The sequence below is a fragment of the uncultured Pseudokineococcus sp. genome (assembly GCF_947495735.1).
Taxonomy (GTDB): Bacteria; Actinomycetota; Actinomycetes; order Actinomycetales; family Quadrisphaeraceae; genus Pseudokineococcus.
The window spans coordinates 137,948-156,762 of sequence record NZ_CANMAA010000004.1; the positions used below are offsets into that span (position 1 = coordinate 137,948).

The 18,815-nt window shown below is 76.5% G+C and carries 20 protein-coding genes; 4 read left to right on the forward strand and 16 right to left on the reverse strand.

Annotated features, from left to right (window positions below):
* Positions 1-75: 75 nt before the first annotated feature.
* Genes Q0848_RS07970 through pyrR form a run of 4 tightly spaced genes read right to left on the reverse strand, consistent with a single transcriptional unit; the run spans position 76 to position 3,604 of the window.
* Positions 76-678 (reverse strand): transporter, encoded by a 603-nt coding sequence (locus tag Q0848_RS07970; RefSeq protein WP_299036561.1) that lies wholly within the window; start codon positions 676-678, stop codon positions 76-78.
* A gap of 18 nt (positions 679-696) precedes the next feature.
* Positions 697-2,061, reverse strand: a complete 1,365-nt coding sequence (locus Q0848_RS07975) for a dihydroorotase (RefSeq protein WP_299036562.1) — start codon at positions 2,059-2,061, stop codon at positions 697-699.
* Positions 2,058-3,011, reverse strand: coding sequence for an aspartate carbamoyltransferase catalytic subunit (locus Q0848_RS07980; protein ID WP_299036563.1), 954 nt, complete (start codon positions 3,009-3,011; stop codon positions 2,058-2,060). The genes Q0848_RS07975 and Q0848_RS07980 overlap by 4 nt, the downstream gene beginning before the upstream one ends.
* Entirely contained in the window at positions 3,008-3,604 is a 597-nt protein-coding gene (gene pyrR / locus Q0848_RS07985; RefSeq protein WP_299036564.1) for a bifunctional pyr operon transcriptional regulator/uracil phosphoribosyltransferase PyrR, read from the reverse strand. Before pyrR ends, Q0848_RS07980 begins: the two co-directional genes overlap by 4 nt.
* A 287-nt stretch (positions 3,605-3,891) precedes the next feature.
* Between pyrR and Q0848_RS07990 the strand changes: the two genes are divergently transcribed.
* Positions 3,892-4,392 (forward strand): transcriptional regulator, encoded by a 501-nt coding sequence (locus Q0848_RS07990; RefSeq protein ID WP_299036565.1) that lies wholly within the window; start codon positions 3,892-3,894, stop codon positions 4,390-4,392.
* Between the two features lie 138 nt (positions 4,393-4,530).
* Here Q0848_RS07990 and nusB read toward each other — a convergent pair whose 3' ends face one another.
* The 4 genes from nusB to aroB form a co-directional block, all read right to left on the reverse strand.
* On the reverse strand, positions 4,531-4,956 hold the full coding sequence (nusB, locus tag Q0848_RS07995; protein ID WP_299036566.1) for a transcription antitermination factor NusB: 426 nt from the start codon (positions 4,954-4,956) through the stop codon (positions 4,531-4,533).
* Position 4,957: 1 nt separating this feature from the next.
* Entirely contained in the window at positions 4,958-5,518 is a 561-nt protein-coding gene (gene efp, locus Q0848_RS08000) for an elongation factor P (protein ID WP_299036567.1), read from the reverse strand.
* Between the two features lie 184 nt (positions 5,519-5,702).
* A complete protein-coding gene (locus Q0848_RS08005; protein WP_299036568.1) occupies positions 5,703-6,170 on the reverse strand; it encodes a VOC family protein in 468 nt (155 codons plus the stop codon).
* 153 nt (positions 6,171-6,323) lie between these two features.
* A complete protein-coding gene (gene aroB / locus Q0848_RS08010) occupies positions 6,324-7,427 on the reverse strand; it encodes a 3-dehydroquinate synthase (protein WP_299036569.1) in 1,104 nt (367 codons plus the stop codon).
* A 262-nt stretch (positions 7,428-7,689) separates the two neighbouring features.
* Here aroB and Q0848_RS08015 point away from each other — a divergent pair, with 262 nt between their 5' ends.
* The 3 genes from Q0848_RS08015 (at position 7,690) to Q0848_RS08025 (ending at position 9,781) form a co-directional block, all read left to right on the forward strand.
* Positions 7,690-8,619: a DUF559 domain-containing protein gene (locus Q0848_RS08015; RefSeq protein WP_299036570.1), complete on the forward strand. Its 930-nt coding sequence runs from the start codon at positions 7,690-7,692 to the stop codon at positions 8,617-8,619.
* Between the two features lie 173 nt (positions 8,620-8,792).
* Positions 8,793-9,275, forward strand: coding sequence for a type II 3-dehydroquinate dehydratase (aroQ, locus tag Q0848_RS08020; RefSeq protein ID WP_299036571.1), 483 nt, complete (start codon positions 8,793-8,795; stop codon positions 9,273-9,275).
* Positions 9,272-9,781, forward strand: a complete 510-nt coding sequence (locus Q0848_RS08025; protein ID WP_299036572.1) for a shikimate kinase — start codon at positions 9,272-9,274, stop codon at positions 9,779-9,781. Before aroQ ends, Q0848_RS08025 begins: the two co-directional genes overlap by 4 nt.
* Positions 9,782-9,805: 24 nt before the next feature.
* Here Q0848_RS08025 and Q0848_RS08030 read toward each other — a convergent pair whose 3' ends face one another.
* The 8 genes from Q0848_RS08030 to Q0848_RS08065 all read right to left on the reverse strand — a co-directional run bounded on the left by Q0848_RS08030 (position 9,806) and on the right by Q0848_RS08065 (position 18,813).
* Complete coding sequence (locus Q0848_RS08030) at positions 9,806-10,621, reverse strand: hypothetical protein (RefSeq protein ID WP_299036573.1); 816 nt, start codon at positions 10,619-10,621, stop codon at positions 9,806-9,808.
* 137 nt (positions 10,622-10,758) lie between these two features.
* On the reverse strand, positions 10,759-11,967 hold the full coding sequence (aroC, locus tag Q0848_RS08035) for a chorismate synthase (RefSeq protein ID WP_299036574.1): 1,209 nt from the start codon (positions 11,965-11,967) through the stop codon (positions 10,759-10,761).
* A 62-nt stretch (positions 11,968-12,029) separates the two neighbouring features.
* Positions 12,030-12,665 carry a hypothetical protein gene (locus Q0848_RS08040; RefSeq protein WP_299036575.1) on the reverse strand — a complete coding sequence of 212 codons (636 nt, stop codon included), beginning with the start codon at positions 12,663-12,665 and terminating at the stop codon, positions 12,030-12,032.
* 764 nt (positions 12,666-13,429) lie between these two features.
* On the reverse strand, positions 13,430-14,260 hold the full coding sequence (locus tag Q0848_RS08045; protein WP_299036576.1) for a hypothetical protein: 831 nt from the start codon (positions 14,258-14,260) through the stop codon (positions 13,430-13,432).
* Between the two features lies 1 nt (position 14,261).
* A complete protein-coding gene (locus Q0848_RS08050; protein ID WP_299036577.1) occupies positions 14,262-15,107 on the reverse strand; it encodes a hypothetical protein in 846 nt (281 codons plus the stop codon).
* A complete protein-coding gene (gene pilM / locus Q0848_RS08055; RefSeq protein WP_299036578.1) occupies positions 15,104-16,153 on the reverse strand; it encodes a type IV pilus assembly protein PilM in 1,050 nt (349 codons plus the stop codon). The genes Q0848_RS08050 and pilM overlap by 4 nt, the downstream gene beginning before the upstream one ends.
* Positions 16,154-16,263: 110 nt before the next feature.
* Positions 16,264-17,046 carry an A24 family peptidase gene (locus Q0848_RS08060; RefSeq protein WP_299036579.1) on the reverse strand — a complete coding sequence of 261 codons (783 nt, stop codon included), beginning with the start codon at positions 17,044-17,046 and terminating at the stop codon, positions 16,264-16,266.
* Between the two features lie 21 nt (positions 17,047-17,067).
* Complete coding sequence (locus Q0848_RS08065; RefSeq protein ID WP_299036580.1) at positions 17,068-18,813, reverse strand: hypothetical protein; 1,746 nt, start codon at positions 18,811-18,813, stop codon at positions 17,068-17,070.
* Positions 18,814-18,815 lie beyond the last annotated feature (2 nt).

The window sequence follows — 18,815 nt, forward strand, 5'->3', positions numbered from 1 at the left end:
CCGACGACGTCCCGGACGCCGCTGGGGCACCGCCCGCCGTCCGCGCGACCGGCTCCGTCCCCGTGCTCGTGCTCGTCACCGCTGGCCTCCCTCTCGTCCCTCGTCCGTCTCGTGCTCGCCCGGTCCCCGGGCGTCCCTCTCGTGGCCGCCGTCCGCGCCCGCCGGCCCGCGCGCCGGCCCCCGGGCCAGCAGCTCCGCCAGGGCGGTCACCAGCGCGTCCGCGTCGTCGCCGTGCCGCAGGCGCAGCCCGGTGTCCAGCTCCAGCTCGTCGCCCGGGCCGAGCAGCCACGTGATCACCACGAGGCCCTCCCGGTCCACGTACTTGCCGGCCATGCCGCGCTCGCGGCGCACCCGCAGCAGCCGGTCGGCCGGCAGCCACAGCACGTCCTCGCCCTCGCGCGCCACCGACACCCCCGCGTCGAACACGGCGACGTCGCAGGCGCTGCGGCGCCCGAGGCCGTGCGCGACCACGCGGTCCAGCCAGTCCCCGCTCGTCGTGGAGCTGACGTAGACGCCCTCGCGCGGCCCCAGGAGCGCCGGGCCCGGGTCCTGCGGTGCGAGCGGCGGCGCTGGCAGGTCCTGCTGGCGCCGTGCGCGCCGGCGCCAGCCCCACCACATCAGGGCCCACAGCACCGGGATGGCCAGCAGGACCAGCAGCCCCGCCTGCGCCTCGGTCACCGGCGCCTCACCTCGCGCTCACCGCGAGCCGCCGTCGTCGCCGACGAGCGCCCCGTCGAGCACCACGGGCCGCCCCCGCAGCACCGTGGCCACCACCCGGCCCGGCAGCTCCAGGCCCCGGAAGGGGCTGTTGCGGCCCTGGGTGGCGTGCTGCTCGGGCACGACCTCACGGCGCGCCGACGGGTCGAGCAGCACCAGGTGCGCCGGCTCCCCCTCGGCGAGCGGGCGGCCGTGGTCGGCGACCCGGCCGATGCGCGCCGGCGCGCTCGACAGCACGCGCGCGACGTCGGCCCAGCCGAGCAGCCCGGTCTCGACGAGCGCCTCCTGGACGACCGACAGCGCCGTCTCCAGGCCCGTCATGCCCATGGCCGCCGCGGCCCACTCGCAGTCCTTGTCCTCCACCGGGTGCGGGGCGTGGTCGGTGGCGACGACGTCCACGGTGCCGTCGGCGACCGCCGCGCGCAGCGCCTCGACGTCGGCGCGCGTCCGCAGCGGCGGGTTGACCTTGTAGACGGGGTCGTAGCCGCGCACCAGCTCGTCGGTCAGCAGCAGGTGGTGCGGCGTCACCTCGGCCGTGACGTCCACCCCGCGCGCCTTGGCCCAGCGGATGATCTCCACCGACCCGGCCGTGGAGACGTGGCAGACGTGCAGGCGCGAGCCCACGTGGTCGGCCAGCAGCACGTCGCGGGCGATGACGGCCTCCTCGGCCACCGCCGGCCAGCCGCGCAGCCCCAGCACCGAGGAGACGACGCCCTCGTGCATCTGCGCGCCCTCGGTCAGGCGCGGGTCCTGGGCGTGCTGGGCCACGACGCCGTCCACCGAGCGCACGTACTCCAGCGCGCGGCGCATGAGGACGGGGTCGGCCACGCAGCGGCCGTCGTCGCTGAACACCCGGACGCGCGCCGCGGAGGTGGCCATGGCCCCCAGCTCGGCGAGCCGCTCCCCCGCCAGGCCGACGGTCACGGCGCCCACGGGGCGCACGTCGACGAGCCCGATCTCGCGCCCGAGGCGCCAGACCTGCTCGACGACGCCCGCGGTGTCGGCGACGGGGTCGGTGTTGGCCATGGCGTGCACGGCGGTGAAGCCGCCCATCGCGGCGGCGCGCGAGCCGGTCAGCACCGTCTCGGCGTCCTCGCGCCCGGGCTCGCGCAGGTGGGTGTGCAGGTCCACCAGGCCGGGCAGGGCCACGAGGCCCTCGGCCTCCACCACGCGCGCGCCGGCCGGCGCCTCGAGCGAGCCGCCCGGCGCCGTGCGGGCCACGCGCCCGCCCTCGAGCAGCAGGTCGGTGGCCTCGCCCCCCAGCAGGGCGGCGCGGCGCACGAGCAGGGCGGGCGCGTCCTCGCCGGTGGCGGTGGTGCGGGCGGGCGTCTGGTCGGCGCTCATGCGGCGTCCTCTCCGGCGAGCAGCAGGTACAGGGCGGCCATGCGGACGGCGACGCCGTTGGAGACCTGCTCGACGATCGTCGAGCGGGGGCTGTCGGCCGCCTCCGCGGAGATCTCCAGGCCGCGGTTCATCGGGCCGGGGTGCATGACGAGGGCGTGCTCGGGCAGCAGGCGCAGCCGCCGCCCGTCGAGGCCGAAGCGGCGCGCGTACTCCTGCGCCGAGGGGAAGAACCCGCCGCCGCCCATGCGCTCGCGCTGGACGCGCAGCACCATCACGGCGTCCACCTCCGGCAGGACGGCGTCGAGGTCCCAGCTGGTGCGGCACGGCCAGGTCTCGACGCCCACCGGCAGCAGGGTCGGCGGGGCGACGAGCGTGACGTCGGCGCCGAGGGTGCGCAGCAGCAGCACGTTGGAGCGCGCGACCCGGCTGTGCAGGACGTCCCCGACGACGGCGACGCGGGCGCCGTCCAGGGCCCCGCCGAGGTCTCCCCCGGACCGCTCCCGCAGGCGCCGGCGCAGCGTGAAGGCGTCCAGGAGCGCCTGGGTGGGGTGCTCGTGGGTGCCGTCGCCGGCGTTGAGGACGCCCACGCGCGACCAGCCCGCGTGCGCGAGGCGGTGCGCCGCGCCCGACGCGCTGTGCCGCAGCACGACGGCGTCGGCGCCCATGGCCTGCAGCGTCAGCGCCGTGTCCTTGAGCGACTCCCCCTTGGACACGCTGGAGCCCTTGGCGGAGAAGGTGATGACGTCGGCGGACAGGCGCTTGGCCGCCGCCTCGAAGGAGATGCGCGTGCGCGTGGAGTCCTCGAAGAAGAGGTTGACCACCGTGCGCCCCCGCAGGGTGGGGAGCTTCTTGATCTCCCGGGCCTGGGTGGCGGCCATCTGCTCGGCGACGTCGAGGAGCGCCAGGGCGCCCTCGCGGTCGAGGTCGGCGGCCGAGAGCAGGTGCTTCACCGCGACTCCCCGGTGGGTCCGGCGGACGCGGGCGGGCGGGACTCCCCCGGGCCGCTGATGACGACGGCGTCCTGCCCGTCGACCTCCTCCAGCAGCACCTGCACGCTCTCCTGCGCCGCCGTGGGCAGGTTCTTGCCGACGTGGTCGGCCCGGATGGGCAGCTGGCGATGGCCCCGGTCCACCAGGACGGCCAGGCGGACGGCGCGGGGGCGACCGAGGTCGGAGAGCGCGTCGAGGGCGGCGCGGACGGTGCGGCCCGAGGCCAGCACGTCGTCGACGAGGACGACGACGCGGTCGTCCACCCCGCGGGGCGGGACGTCCGTGCGGCCCAGGGCGCGCACGGGGTGCCGCCGCAGGTCGTCGCGGTGCATCGTCACGTCGAGGGAGCCGACGAGGTCCTCCACCGGGCCGGCGCCGGGCTCGGCGGCCACCAGCCGCTCGGCCACGCGTCGGGCCAGGTGCGCCCCGCGGGTGGGGATCCCCAGGAGCACGAGGTCGTCGGCGCCGCGGTTGCGCTCGAGGATCTCGTGGGCGATGCGGGTGAGGACCCGGCTGATCTCCGGGGCCTCGAGCACCGGGCGGGCAGACGCCATCGCGGCGACTCCTTCCCCGCCTCTCGGGACGGAGGTTGAAGGACGTCGGTCGAGCGCGAACCTAGCAGCCGCACGCCCCCTCCCCGGACGCCCCAGCGGGGTCGTCGGGGCCCTCCCGAGGAGCCCCGAGGTGCCCGTCCGGGTGGCTCTCAGCGTCCGACCGGTGGACGGCGTGGACCGGACGGGTGGCGGCGCTTGACGGTGCGGTGACGCTGAGTGACGATCTAGGCGGCCGGCCGGTGCGGGACCACCTCGCGCCGTCGCCCGGCCCCTCAGGAGGGTGTGCAGTGGCATCGGAGTACGCGAAGGTGCTCGGGAACCGGCTGCGGTCGGTCCGGACGCGCCAGGGCCTGTCGCTGCAGGGCGTCGAGGCCAAGTCCCAGGGCCACTGGAAGGCGGTCGTCGTCGGGTCCTACGAGCGCGGGGACCGCGCGGTCACCGTCCAGCGGCTCGCCGAGCTGGCCGAGTTCTACGACGTCCCGGTCACGGCCCTGCTGCCGGAGACCACCCCCGGGGAGACGGCGCTCCCGCCGCCCCGGCTCGTGCTGGACCTGGAGGCGCTGCGGCGCGTCCCGCCGGAGCAGTCCGGACCGCTGCTGCGCTACCTCGCGGACATCCGCGAGGCGCGCGGGGACGAGCAGTCCGACGAGATGCCGATCCGGGTCGACGACCTGCGCTCCCTCGCAGTCATCTTCGACCTGCCGCCCTCGGCGCTGACCGAGCGCCTGATCGGCTGGGACGTCCTGGACGAGGAGGCCCGGCGCGCGGTGGCGCTGCCCGACCTGTAGCCGCGGGAGCTCCCCGACGCACGAGAGCCGCGGCACCCCCTGGGGGTGCCGCGGCTCTCGTGCGTGCGAGGCGGTCCGGCGCCGGGCCGACCGAGCGGGGGCCGGCTCCGGCGGCGTCGCCGCGCCCGTCGCTGCTGCTCAGGCGAGCAGCGCGGGCTTCATCTCGAGCAGGCGGCCGAGGACGCCGTTGACGAAGCCCGGGGAGTCGTCCGTGGACAGCGTCCGGGCGAGCTCGACGGCCTCGTCGACCGCCACGGCGCCCGGCACGTCGCCCCACAGCAGCTCGGCGGCGCCGAGGCGCAGCACGCCGCGGTCGACGTCCGGCATCCGGTCGACGGTCCACCCCTGGGAGTAGGTCGCCAGCAGCTCGTCGATGCGCGGCAGGTGCTCCACCACGAGCTCGACCAGCTCGACCGCGTACTCCGGCATGGCCGGGGCGCCCGGGTCGGAGGGGTTCGTGGACGCCAGGCGCTGCGCGAGGAGGTCCAGGGGGCGGAGGCCCCGCTGCTCGGCCTCGAAGAGGACGTCCAGGGCCCGCTTGCGGGCCTTGCTGCGTGCCGCCACGTCAGCTGACGCGACCGAGGTAGTCGCCCGTGCGGGTGTCGACCTTGACCTTGGTGCCCGTCTCGAGGAAGAGCGGGACGGCGATCTGGTAGCCCGTCTCGACCGTCGCCGGCTTGGTGCCGCCCGTGGAGCGGTCGCCCTGCAGGCCCGGCTCGGTGTAGGTCACCTCGAGGATGACGGAGGTGGGCAGCTCGACGTAGAGCGGCTCGCCCTCGTGCAGGGCGACCTGCGCGGTGGCGCCCTCGAGGAGGAAGTTCGCGGCGTCGCCGACGGTCGCCTCCGCGATCGGCATCTGGTCGAAGGTCTCGGGGTCCATCCAGACGAAGTCCGCGCCGTCGCGGTACAGGTACTGCATGTCGCGGCGGTCGACTGTGGCCGTCTCGACCTTGAGGCCGGCGTTGAAGGTGCGGTCGACGACCTTGCCCGACAGCACGTTCTTCAGCTTGGTGCGCACGAAGGCGCCGCCCTTGCCGGGCTTGACGTGCTGGAACTCCACGACGGCCCAGAGCTGGCCGTCGATCTTCAGCACGGTGCCGTTCTTCAGGTCGTTCGTCGAGGCCACAGGAGTCCGTCCGTCGGGTGCGGGTGGTCGGCCCGGAGCGCTGGTCTCGCACGGGTCGGGGCACGGGCGCGGGCCGGGTGCCCCGCTCCGCGCCCGAGCGCCGTGCGCGCGCCAGGGCGCGCGGTCGTCCGGGGCAGGGGGCCAGGCTACCGCCGTCGGCGGGCGCGACCGGCCCCGCGACCTCTCAGCCCGTCAGCGCCGTCAGCTCCAGGGCGATGCCGTCGGGGTCGCGGAACTCCAGGATCGAGTACCCGCCCACGTCCTTGACCGGCTCGTGGGCGACGCCGAGGCGGTCCAGCACCTCGGCGGCCGCCTCGAGCTCGGAGTGCTGCGCCACCGTGAAGGAGACGTGGTCGAGGCCGACCCGGTCCTCGTCGAAGCGGTCGCCCTCGGGCGCGACGGGTCGCAGGCCGAAGAGGCCGCCCCCGAAGGAGTAGATGACGCCGCCGAAGAGGAAGGCGAGCTGCTCGCGCGTGGCCTCGTCGGCGTCGGCGGGCACCTCGAAGGCGACGTCCCAGCCGAAGACGGCGTCGTAGAAGGCGCGCGAGCGCTCGATGTCGGTGACGGTCACGCGCACGTGCGCGAACCCCGTCGGGGAGACGGTGCCGAGGTTCTCCGTCGGCGTGGGCGAGTGGTCAGCAGTCGGGGTCATGCGCTGGACCGTCGCACGGGGACCGCGGCGGGGCACCCGGACCGGGCCCGGAGGGCTGACCGGACTCGGACGGGTGCCCCGTGCGCCCTTGCGGTCGCGGGGCGTGTGCGCCCCGGTCTGCCCGAGGTGATCCGCAGGGAGGGCCCCGCCGGCTCAGTCGCGGCTGATGCTCCCGTAGGCGGCGGCCAGCAGCTGCGGGTCGGGGCCCTCGAGCCGCGTGGGGCGGGCGACGTCGTCGAGGACGACGAAGCGCAGCAGGTCGCCGCGGGTCTTCTTGTCCCGGCCCATGGCCTGCAGCAGCTGGGGCCAGCGGTCGCCGCGGTAGGTCAGGGGCAGCCCCAGCGAGCCGAGGACGGAGCGGTGGCGGGCGACGACCGACTCGTCGAGGCGCCCGGCGAGCGCGGCCAGCTCGGCGGCGAAGACCATGCCGACGCTGACGGCGGCGCCGTGGCGCCAGGCGAAGCGCTCCGTCAGCTCGATGGCGTGGCCGAGGGTGTGGCCGTAGTTGAGGACCTCGCGGTCCCCGAGGTCGCGCAGGTCCCGGCCCACGACGTCGGCCTTGACGGCGACCGCCCGCTCGACCAGCTCGCGCACCACCGGGGAGGCGGGGTCGCGGACGGCCTGCGGGTCCGCCTCGACGCGCTCGAGGATCACCGGGTCGGCCACGAAGCCCGCCTTGACCACCTCGGCCATCCCGGCGAGCAGGTCGTTGACCGGCAGGGTCTCCAGCGCCCCGAGGTCGCACAGGACGCCGGCGGGCGGGTGGAAGGCGCCGACGAGGTTCTTGCCCTCGGCGGTGTTGATGCCCGTCTTGCCGCCGACGGCCGCGTCGACCATGGCGAGCAGCGTGGTGGGGACGTGGACGACGCGGACCCCGCGCAGCCAGGTGGCGGCCACGAAGCCGGCCAGGTCGGTCACGGTGCCGCCGCCCACGGCCACGACCGCGTCGGTGCGGGTGAAGGACGCCTGCCCGAGCACCCCCCAGCAGAACGCGGCGACCTGCGCCGACTTGGCGTCCTCGTCGTCGGGGACCTCGGCGAGCAGCGCCTCGTAGCCGGCGGCGCGCAGGTCCTCCTGCACGGCCTCCCCCGTCGTGCGCAGGGCCCGGGGGTGGACGACGAGCACCTTGCGCACCCCGTCGCCGAGCATGCCGGGCAGCTCCCCCAGCAGCCCTCGCCCGACGAGCACCTCGTAGGGCCTCTCCCCGTCCACGGTGATCCGCGTCGTGGGGACCGGGGCCGCGCTCTGCTCGCTCACCGGGCGACCCTAGCCACGCGCCGCACGTCCCCCCGGCCCACGACCTCGCGCGGAGCCCGGCGCGTTCGCCAGACGACCTGCAGAAGTCCCGCCACCAGCCCGCCGCAGTCCTCTGACCTTGGGTGACGCGGCGTGGCGACGACTTCTGCAGGTCGCCTGGTGGCGCAGCTCGGGCTCCGGCCGGGGCTGACCCCGGCCCGCGCCCGACGGCACCTGTGCACGGAGCCGGCACGACGGCGCCTCGCGGCGCGACCCTGCGGTCGTGGACGCTGTGAGCGCTCTCCTGGACGACCTCGCCCGCCGGGGCGGCACCGCCGCGGCCGCGACCCTGGTGCGCGTCGCCGGCCGCGGCGCTCTCCAGCGCGCGGTCGCCGGCGGGGAGGTCGAGCGCCTCGGCTGGGGCGTGTACGCCCTCGCCTCGGCACCGCCGGCGCTCCGCGCAGCGGCGGCCGTCCGCGGCACGGTGTCGCACGCCAGCGCCGCGCAGCTGTGGATGGTGGACCCGCTCCACCGCCCCGCCCGCATCTCGGTGACCGTCCCCCGAGCCGCCCGGCGACGACGGCCGCTGCCCGGGACGCGCCTGCACTGGAGCGACCTGGCGCCGGCTGACGTGGACGGGCCCGTCACCGCACCGCTGCGGACGGCGCTCGACTGCGCCCGCTCGATGCCGTTCGAGGAGGCGCTCGGGGTCGCAGACGGCTTCCTGCGTCGCAGGCTGGTGGACCCCGGTGAGCTGCGAGCCGCGGCGGCGGCCCTGCGAGGTGCCGGCCGTGCGCGGGCCGTCGCCGTGGCCTCGGCCGCCGACAGCCGGAGCGACAACCCGTTCGAGTCCGCGCTGCGCGCTGTCGTGCTGCGCTGCGGCGCGGGCGCGTTCGTGCCCCAGGTCGTCGTCGACGCCGGCCCGCTGGGGCGCGTTCGCCCCGACCTCGTCGACGAGGGGCGGCGTGTCGTCCTGGAGGCGGACAGCTTCGCGTGGCACGGCTCCCGCGCGGCCCTGGCCCGCGACTGCGAGCGCTACGACGCGCTCGTCGTCTCGGGCTACCTGGTGCTCCGCTTCTCGTGGGAGCAGGTCGTCGGCGCCCCGGAACAGGTCGCGGAGGCGGTCCGCAGGGTCGTCGCGCTGGTGGACGAGGGGCGGGCACCGCAAGGCGACCTGCAGAACTACGTGCACACCGCGGGCCGAGGGCGCTGACCTGCGGTGACGCGGCGTCGCCCGGACTTCTGCAGGTCGCCTCGCGCGCGACGTGCGTCGGGACGGCGAGCGGGAGATCGCCCCAGCACCGCGCGTGGGAGCATCCGTGCCGTCCGAGGGGTGCCGGCTGACCGGGTCGGCGCCCGTCCGAACTGAACCCGCGGAGGTTCCCCGTGCGCGTGCTCGTCCTGAACGGACCGAACCTCGGCCGCCTGGGCCTGCGGGAGCCGGGGATCTACGGCTCCACGACGCACGCGGAGCTCGCGGCGGACCTGGTGGCGCTGGGCCCCTCCCTGGGCCTGGAGGTCGAGGTCCGCCAGACCGACGCCGAGCACGAGATGCTCGGGTGGCTGCACGGGGCCGCGGACGACGCCGTCCCCGTGGTGCTGAACCCCGCGGCGTGGAGCCACACCTCGATCGCCCTGCGCGACGCGTGCTCGATGCTCACCGCCCCGCTCGTCGAGGTGCACCTGTCCAACATCCACGCGCGCGAGGCGTTCCGGCACCACAGCCACGTCAGCGCCGTGGCCACGGGCGTCGTCGCGGGGCTGGGCCCCGGCGGCTACCGCGCGGCGCTGCGCTGGGTCGCGGAGGCCGCCGTCTCGACCCCGGGCACCCCCGGTCGCTCCCCCGACGGTCCGGCGGCGGACGAGTGATCGTCCTCGTCGGCTTCCTCGGGGCGGGCAAGACCACGGTCGGCCGGCTGCTGGCCGACCGGCTGCACCTGCCGTTCCGGGACGCCGACCACGTCCTCGTCGACCGCGCGGGGCGCTCCGTCGCCGAGATCTTCTCCACCGAGGGCGAGCCGGCGTTCCGCGCCCTCGAGCACACCGTGGTCACCGACCTGCTGGAGGGCCCGGACGTCGTCCTGGCGCTGGGCGGCGGCGCGGTCGAGCACGAGGGGACGGCGCGGGCCCTGGCGGACCTCCCCCGCCGGCGGCCCGGCGCGCAGGTCGTGCACCTGCAGGTCTCGCTCGCCGAGGCGCGGGCGCGCGTGGGTGACGACCGCGGTCGCCCGATGCTCGCGCGCCCCGACCTCGACGCGGTCCACGCCCGCCGCGTGCCGGGCTTCTCGGCGGTCGCGACGCTGGAGGTGGCGACGGCCGGTCTCACCCCCGCGGAGGTGGTCGACGCCGTCGCCGCCTCGCTGCCCGAGAGCTGACGGACCCCGCTCGCCGGGCTCCCGTCAGAGAGCCGCGACCCCTGCGAGGACGGCCGCCCCGGCGGAGGTGGCGGCCAGGAGCAGGCGCGCCCGGCCGTGGACGACCGGCACGAGGAGGGCGCTCCCCACGACCAGCCACAGCAGCGCCGACGGCGACGACAGCGTGCCGACGACCGCCGAGGCCGACGCCCCGAGGGGCAGCACGAGCACGACCAGCGCGACCGCCGCCGCGGCGGTCCCGGTGGCGGCGGCACGGTCGCGACGCCGCACCGCCCGCGCGCAGCAGCCGCCCGCGAGCAGGACGGCGCCCACGGCGCAGGCGAGCGCCGGGTCGGTGACCGCCAGGCCGAGCAGCGGGGCGACGAGCGCCAGGACGACCGCGGCCGCCGGGAGCGCGCTCTCGGTCGAGGACGGCCAGGACCGGTGCCGCAGCACCGTCACCCCGCCCGCCGTCACCGCGCCCAGGAGCGCGAGGGCCAGGAGGTGGACCAGCGCGGAGCCCCCCGGCAGCAGGAGGAGAGCCCCCGGGAGCAGGCCGAGCGGGGACGACGAGGCGTCCAGCGCCCCGCCGGCGTCGCCGACGACGACCGAGACGACGAGCGCGGGCACCACCGCCACCAGGACCACCGCCCGCCGCAGGTCGGCGGGCGAGACCTCGTCGTCGCCGAGCACGGGCTCGGTCTGCGCGGCCTCCAGCGGCGTCTCGGCAGCGGGCGGAGCGGTGGGGAGGTCGGACGGTCCGGCGGGGGCTGTCGTGCGAGCCTCCTGGCGCGGCGCCGGCAGCAGTCCGGCGAGCGACGTCGTCGCCGGGGCCGTCACGCCCTGGAGGTCAGCAGTCACGAGCGCTCCCGTCAGCAGCGCGGCGCCCGAGCGGCGCACGCGTCCGACAGCTCATCGGCGCCCTGCCCCCGGCCCTTGAGCGCGGGGCTCCGGTGTCCCGCCGACGGGTCGGCGGACCAGCCGGTCAGGGGACCTGCTCAGGCGCTGGCGACCTGCGAGCGCAGCTCCTCGGGCAGCGCGGCCAGGTAGGCCTCGACGTTGCGGCGCGTCTCGGCGACGGAGTCGCCGCCGAACTTCTCGACGACGGCCTCGGCGAGGACCAGCGCGGTCATCGCCTCGGCCACCACCCCCGCGGCCGGGACGGCGCAGACGTCGGACCGCTGGTGGTGCGCCTTCGTGGCCTCACCGGTGGCGACGTCGACGGTGGCCAGGGCGCGGGGGACGGTGGCGATGGGCTTCATCGCGGCGCGCACGCGCAGCACCTCGCCCGTGCTCATGCCGCCCTCGGTGCCCCCGGCCCGCCCGGTGCGGCGACGGAGGGAGCCGTCGTCACCGCGCTCGATCTCGTCGTGGGCGGCCGAGCCGCGCCGCGCCGCGGTGCGGAACCCGTCGCCGACCTCGACGCCCTTGATCGCCTGGATCCCCATGAGGGCGCCGGCCAGGCGGGAGTCGAGGCGCCGGTCCCAGTGCACGTGGCTGCCCAGGCCCGGGGGGAGGCCGTAGGCGAGGACCTCGACGACGCCGCCGAGCGTGTCGCCGTCCTTGTGGGCGGCGTCGACCTCGGCGACCATCGCCGCCGAGCCGGCCGCGTCGAGGCTGCGCACGGGGTTCTCGTCCAGCGCGTCGACGTCGTCGGGGCCGGGCAGCGGCGCGTCGTCCGCGGCGCCGGCGGTGCCGATGGCCACGGTGTGGCTGACGAGGCGGATGCCGGCGGCCTGCTCGCAGAAGGCGGCCGCGACGGCGCCGAGCGCCACGCGGGCGGCCGTCTCACGGGCGCTGGCGCGCTCGAGGACGGGGCGCGCCTCGTCGAAGCCGTACTTCTGCATCCCGACCAGGTCGGCGTGCCCCGGGCGCGGGCGCGTCAGCGGGGCGCCGCGCTTCTGCGCCGCCAGGACGTCCTCGTCCACGGGGTCGGCGGACATGACCGTCTCCCACTTGGGCCACTCCGTGTTGGCCACCTGGATCGCGACGGGGCCGCCCTGCGTGAGCCCGTGGCGCACGCCGCCGAGGATGGTCACCGCGTCCGCCTCGAAGGACATCCGCGCGCCGCGTCCGTAGCCGAGCCGCCTGCGGGCCAGCGCGTCCTGCACGTCGGACGTCGTCACCGAGACGCCGGCGGGCATCCCCTCGATCACGCCCACGAGGGCAGGTCCGTGGGACTCGCCCGCTGTCAGCCACCGAAGCATGGGCTGATCCTCGCAGCAGCAGGCATGGCGGCCGCCCACGGGTCCGCGGGCTGGGCGGCGGCTCAGGGGAGAACGACCGTCTCTCCCAGGACCAGCTGCAGCGCCGTGGTGCTCGTGCGGACCGAGACGCTGTCGACCACGCCGCCGGAGGCGTCGACGACGGTGCTCGGGCCGGCGAAGACGACGTCGGAGGTCGGCGCCTCCACCCCGAGGGCGCTGCCGGCCGTGGCGGCGACCGTGCTGCCCTGCGTGCCGTCGACCACGGTGAACACGTACCAGCCGCCCTCGCGGACCTCGGTCCACGTGACCCGCAGACCTGCGGCGACAGCTGTCGGCGCAGCGGTCCCGGCGTCCCCGGCGGCCGCGGCGCCGGGCACCACCGCCTCGGTCACCCCGGGGTCGACGACCGGCGCCTCAGCCACCGGGGTCCCGCTGCCCGTGAAGGGGTCTCGGACGACCGGCACGTCGCTCAGGGCACCGGTCCCCGTCGATGTGGTGGTGTCCGTCGGCGCGGTGCCGGCGAGGTCCGGCGACGCTCCAGCGCTCCCGGCCACGGCACCGGGCACGACCGGGCCCGTGACGGGCGCGAGCACCGGGGGGTCGCCAGGCAGCCCGCTCACGACGACGGCCGCGCCCAGGGCGAGCGCCGCGGCGGCCGCGGCGCCGAGGAGCAGGGGGCGCCGCCGGGACGGGCGCACCGGCGCCTCGGGACGGGGGAAGGCGCCGCCGGCCGGGAGGGCCCGACCGCTCGCCGGCGTCCCGCTCGCCGCCGTCCCGTTCGCAGACGCTCCGGTCGACGCGCCGGCGGGCGTCGCGGCCGGTGACGCCGCGGGTGAGGTGAGAGGTGCCGTCACAGCCGTCGGACCCGGCAGCGTGAGAGTTGACGTCGAGGGCAGGGCGCTGCTCGCGGCGGTAGGTCCCTGCCCGGGCACGAGCGCGGCGCCCACCGCGGCGAAGGCCGTGCCCGGACGTGCGACGCCGCCCGAGACGCTCTGACCCGCAACAGGTGAGGTGGCGCCCGTGCCGAGCAGCGGACTCCCCGCCGACGGCCCGTCCGAGCGCGGCGAGGGCACGACCTCCGGCGGCGGTGCGACCTGGTGGGCCCGATCCCCGTGCGCCTGCGAGGAGGTCCGCTGGCCGAGGGGCCACGACACGGCCGCCGGAGCGGGGGCTGCGCCGAGCACGGGGGCGCTCGTGGCCCGGGAGTCCGGTCCGAGCACGGACCTCGGTCGGGCCGCACCCGCGGCAGGCCCGACGACCGTGGGGACGGCCTGGAAGGGGGACGTCGTGCCGCCCGGCAGCGGGGACGGCTCCGGTGCGGGCGCTGCCAGGGCACCCGCCCGTGCGAAGGGGTTCGCGTCACCGAGCTCCGGCGAGCTCGCGGGGGCGGGCACGAACGGCACGGGCGCAGGAGGTGCCGTGGGGGGCGGTGGCACAGCGAGGTCGTGGGTGTCCGCGGCGGTCACAGGGTCTCCTCCGGAGTGGGGGGTGCGGCGGCGTCCAGCGGCGCCGCGGTCGTCATCGGCACGGGGACCTCGGTGGCCGTCGGCGCCGGGACCTCGGTGCCGGACCGTGGCGGGAACCCCGGGCTGGTCGGCGCGGGGCTCGGCACGAGCTCCCCCGTGGTCAGCGGCGTCGCGCCGGCAGCCACCAGCGCGGCGAGCTGCTCCTCCTGCGGCGTCGTCGGCAGGGCGAAGGCGTCCGCCGTGAGGCTCAGCTGCAGGTCACCGCCCGGCTCACCGCCGGTGAGGGCGACGCTGCGCACGAGCACGGCGCGCGGCAGGTCCACCTGCACGAGCCGCAGCAGCTCCTGCAGCTGCGCGAAGGACCCGGTGGCGGTGATCGTCACCGGGACGACCTCGACACCGGGGGCCGCGGTGACCGGGGTCGTGGTGGTGCCGTCCGGCGCGACGGGCTCGACGGGCGCGACGGCGCCCGGATCCGCAGCAGCCGCGGGCTCGCTCGGCGTCACGCCCGTGAGGGTCGCGCCGGAGCGCGCGGCCAGGTCCGTCACCTGGCGCAGCAGCGTGGCGAGCTCGGCGTCGGCGGGCACCTGCTCGCGCAGCTCGGCCACCTCGGCGCGCGTCTTCGGGACGTCGCCGAGCTCGAGCTGGAGCTGGGCCACCTGAGCCGCCAGGAGGTCGTTCTGCGCAGCCGTCGACGCCGCCTGGTCGCGCAGGTCCGCCGCGAGCTGCTGGCGTGGGCTCACGAGGAGGAGCCACGTGGCCGCGACGAGCACGAGGGCGAGCAGGACCGCTCCCCCGATCCAGGCCGTCGTCCGGGTGAGTCGCACGTCAGCTGGCCTCCGCGTCGTCGGTGCTCGGGGCCGGCGCCCCGGCGCCGGGGGCGACGGCCACCTCTGCGCCCGTCACCGTCTCGCGCGCCACGTCCGAGGTGCCGGCGCCCTGGCCGGTGTAGCGGCCGGAGAGCGCAGCGCTCGAGAGGTCGGCGTGGGCCTGGACGGTGGTGCCCCCCTCGGCGACGGCCGTCGTGCTGTCCGCCCAGGGACCGGTGACACCGGGGGTGGCGGCCAGCACGTCGAGCAGGTCGGCGGAGTCGGGCACGGTCCGTCCCTCGAGCGAGAGCGTGAGGCCGCCCACCGAGGCCTCCACCGGCGTCACCGCTCCCGCGGCGTCGACGGCCGGCGCGGCCACCGCGTCGCCGAGCTGCATCGTCATCGAGGTCAGGCGCAGGTCCGCGGGGAGCTCGTTGGCGAGGTGCGCCGCGTAGCGGTGCCAGAGGACGTCGCGGGCGAGGGCGGCGTCGCGCGCCTCCGTCAGCGCCGCCGACTGCGCGCGCAGCAGCGGGACCTCGGCGTACTGGGCCTGCTCGTTCTGCAGCTGGACGGTGCGCGACTGATGGACGGCGAGCTCCTCCTCGGCGGCCGAGACCTGCGAGCCCGTGAGCAGCGTCGCGGCGGCGGCGCCGACGAGGACGAGGGTGAGGCCCGCGGCCAGGCCGAGCTGCAGCCGGCGGAAGCGGTCCCCGGCGGCAACAGCCGCCGGCAGCAGGTCGACGCGGGGCACCCCGGCCAGGACGACGACCTCCACGTCGGCGTCCTCCTGGCGCCGCTGGCCCGGGACGGCGAAAGCGCTCCCGGCGGAACCGGTCCCGCCGGCGAACGGGCTCGGGAAGCTCACGCCGCACCGCCCAGGGCGAGACCGACCGGGACCCCGCCCAGCGCCGAGACCTCGGCGGCCGGGCCGCCCTCGTGGGCCGGGCCGACGACCAGACGGCTGAGTGCGTCGCCGCGGCGCACCGGCAGGCCCACGACGTCCGACAGCAGGTCCGCGAAGCCGGGCACGAGCGCCGTCCCGCCGACGAGGACGACGCCGCGCAGGGGGTCGGCGCCCTGGGTGGCGGCGTAGTAGTCGAGCGAGCCGCGGACGCCGTCGGCCAGGCGCTCGGCGGCCCGGGTGACGACGGCCGCGGAGCGCGGGTCGCCGCCGTCCAGCCGCGCGTCGACGGCGACGCCCTCGTCGCGCAGGAGGCGCCGGGCGTCGTCGGGGTCGAGGCCGGAGGTGACGAGCTCGTCGACGACGCGGTCCCCTCCCCCGAGCAGCACGCGCACGAAGCGCGGGGCGCCCTGGGCGTGCACGGCCACGTTCGTGACGCGGGCGCCGATGTCGACGACCGCCTCGGCGCCGTCGCGGCTGCCCGGCGGGCTGGCCACCGAGCGGAGCAGGGCGAAGGGCACGAGGTCGACGCCGACGACGCGCAGCCCGGCTGCGCGGACGGCCTCGACACGAGCCATCACGGCGTCCTCGGAGGCGGCGACGAGCAGCCCGCGGATGGTGGTCTGGCCGCCGCTGGTGCGCTCCTCGACGGGCTGGAAGTCGAGGACGGCCTCGTCGACCGGCATGGGCAGGACGTCCTGCACCTGGAAGGGCAGGGCCTTGCGCAGGTCCTCGGGCGGCATCTTCGGCAGGTCGACGCTGCGGACGACGACGCGCTGCGACGCCACGCCGATGGTCACCTTGCGCGAGCGGAACCGGCCCAGCGACCACAGCTCGGTGAGCGCGGCGGCGACGGCGGGACCGTCGAGGACGTCGCCGTCGCGGACGGCGCCGTGCGGCAGGGCCACCGAGGCGAAGCGGGCCAGCACGGGACCGGCCTTCGTGTGCGCCACCTCAGCGGCGCGCACTCCGGAGGTGCCGATGTCGAGGCCGATGCTCGAGCGAGCCACATGACCTCCTGCCGTGCGCGCGCAGCGAGCGCGGACGGCCGGGTGCCGTCAGTGCTCCATCGGCACCGCGGACCGGGGCTTGAGCCGGACGGGCGACGGGCGTGGCGCGATCAGCGCAGGCCGATGAGACCCAGGTAGCCGGCGGCGACGTCCTGCCCGACGGCGACGCCGATCGCCGCCCCGAGGAGCATGAAGGGCCCGAAGGGGATGGCGGACTTCCTCCCCGCTCGGCCCGTGACGAGCAGCGCGATGCCGACGAGGCCGCCGACGAGGAACGCCGCGAACGACCCGACGGCCAGCTCGGCCCACCCCAGGTACCCCAGGTGCAGGCCGAGCAGCCCGGCGAGCTTGACGTCACCGAAGCCCATGCCGCCCGGCTTGGCGAGGGCCAGCGCGAAGTAGCCGAGCCACAGGACGGCGAGACCGATCGCGGCGCGCAGCAGCGCCCCCCAGTCGCCCTGGGCGACAGCCGCTCCGGTGAGCAGCACGGCGCCGACGACGTACGACGGCAGCACGATGGCGTCCGGCAGCCGGTGGTGCTCGAGGTCGATCGCGGTGAGCGCTACGGCGACGCACGCGAGGTACAGGAACGCCGGGAGCTCCGGCGACCAGCCGATCTCCAGGGCGACGAGCGCGAGGAAGGTTGCAGACGCGAGTTCGAGCAGCGGGTACCGCGCGCTGATGGGCGCACGGCAGTCACGGCAGCGACCGCGCAGGAGCAACCACGACAGCACCGGCACGTTGTCCCGGGCGCGCAGCCGGTGCCCGCAGTCCGGGCACGCGCTCGGCGGGGAGACGACCGACTCCCCCGACGGCACCCGGTGCACGACCACGTTGAGGAACGAGCCGACGAGCAGGCCGACGACGGCGCAGGCGAGCACGAGCGCGGTCATCGCTGGTGACCGTAGGACTCGTCAGCCGTCCGACACACGGGTGACCGTCCACGGGGAGTCGGCGGGCGTCAGGAAGTACGGCGGGGGCAGGTTGGCCAGCCGCTTGTCGAAGCGGTAGTTCTTCTCGTAGCCGTTCGCCCCACGACGGACGATGCCGCGGTACTTCTGCGCGATGGTGCCGTCCACGGTCAGCTTCCCGAGGGTGCCGCCGCGGTCGTAGTTCTGGACGACGAAGCTGTGCCCGATCGAGAGGATGCCCGCCTGGATGGTGCCGACGGGCGTCCCGAGCAGCCTGGTCCCGTCCGCGCGCTGCGGGTTGTAGACCCAGGCGAAGCCGTTGGGGATGAGGCCGAGGACGTCCGTCCCCGTCGTGCCCGTCGCGTACGTCAGGTCTCCGGTCACCACGACGTCGCGCGCCGACGCGACGGTGACCTGGCCGGAGACCTTCCCCTGCACGAAGGCCGTCCCGTTGGCGCAGGCGTAGTCGATGGCTGTGGCCCCTGCGGCGGCTTCCCCGGCCATGGGGTAGCCGAGGGACGTCGTGCTGGGGCAGGTCCCGCCCAGGTCGTCGACGTAGACGAGCGGCGGGACGGGGCTGATGACCTGCTCGGTCTCCCTCGTCCCCGTGCTCGCGTCGAAGCACCCCGGGGTCGAGACCGTGGTCTGCGGGCTGAGGACGCGCATCTGCGCACCGTCGAAGACGATGCGGGTCTCACCCGTGTACGTGCAGCCCGCCTCCCTGCCCGCGGAGAGGACCCGCGCCCTGAGGTCGCCGTTGGACCCGGGGAGCTGCAGGGGCGGCGCGTAGACCGGCTTGAAGCTGCCGCTGCTCGGGCTGCCGTCGCCCCACCAGCGGGACGCCGCACGAGGAGGGAAGGTCCCTCCGTCTGGCCAGCTCGACTCGGTGACCGGGCTCTTGAAGGTCAACCCGCCCGAGGCGATCCGCATGGCGTCGTTGGTGTGCAGGGGTCCGTCGATGACGTCCCCGTAGCCGAAGGAGATCTCGCCGCAGCTGAAGCGCACCGTCCGGCCGTAGTCGGTGCTCGCGGTCAGGCCCTCCGCGTCACGGACGTAGTACGGCATCTCCGCCGAGCTCGTGTACTCCGCGGAGCTGCTGGTCAACGAGCCAGTGGCGTGGCGCCCGGCGTAGTAGTACGTGCCGCACCGTTCCGCGTAGGCCTTCGTGTCCGGCGAGTACGTCCCGCTGACTCCGACGACCGTGGCGTTCACCTCGCGCATCGTCACGAGGGCGGGGTCGCGGACCTCGAGGTCGGAGAAGTAGATGTAGTCGAGGAAGCCGGCCTGCGACATGGTCGCCGTGAGGCTGCGGGAGGTGCCGTCGGTGGTCCCCGTCGCGCGGAGCCGGATCACCCCGTCCTGGACCGTCTGGGCCGGCGTGGTGAGCAGCTGGTACGTGAAGGTGCTGCCTGCTGAGGCGGGCACAGGAGCGCCGGTGCCGAACGCCGGGTTCCCGGCGTCGACCCCGCTGACCCCGCTCGTGTAGTAGGTCGGGTTGGCGACGAGGTGGGCGAGGTAGTCGTCGATGCCCGCCTGCGCGGCGGCCGTGGCGCTGCGGGCGTCCTGCGCCCGCCGGCTCAGAGGTGCCGCGGTCATGGCCGCGAGGAGCGCGACGAGCGCGAAGGCGGTGAGGACGCTGATGGCGCCGACCACCATGACGAGCGCCCCGCCGCGCTCGGCGTCGTGCCCGCCCCGCCGGTGGAGCAGCCGCCCGACCGCGCCGCCCCTCCCGCTCTGCTGCTCGTGCACGT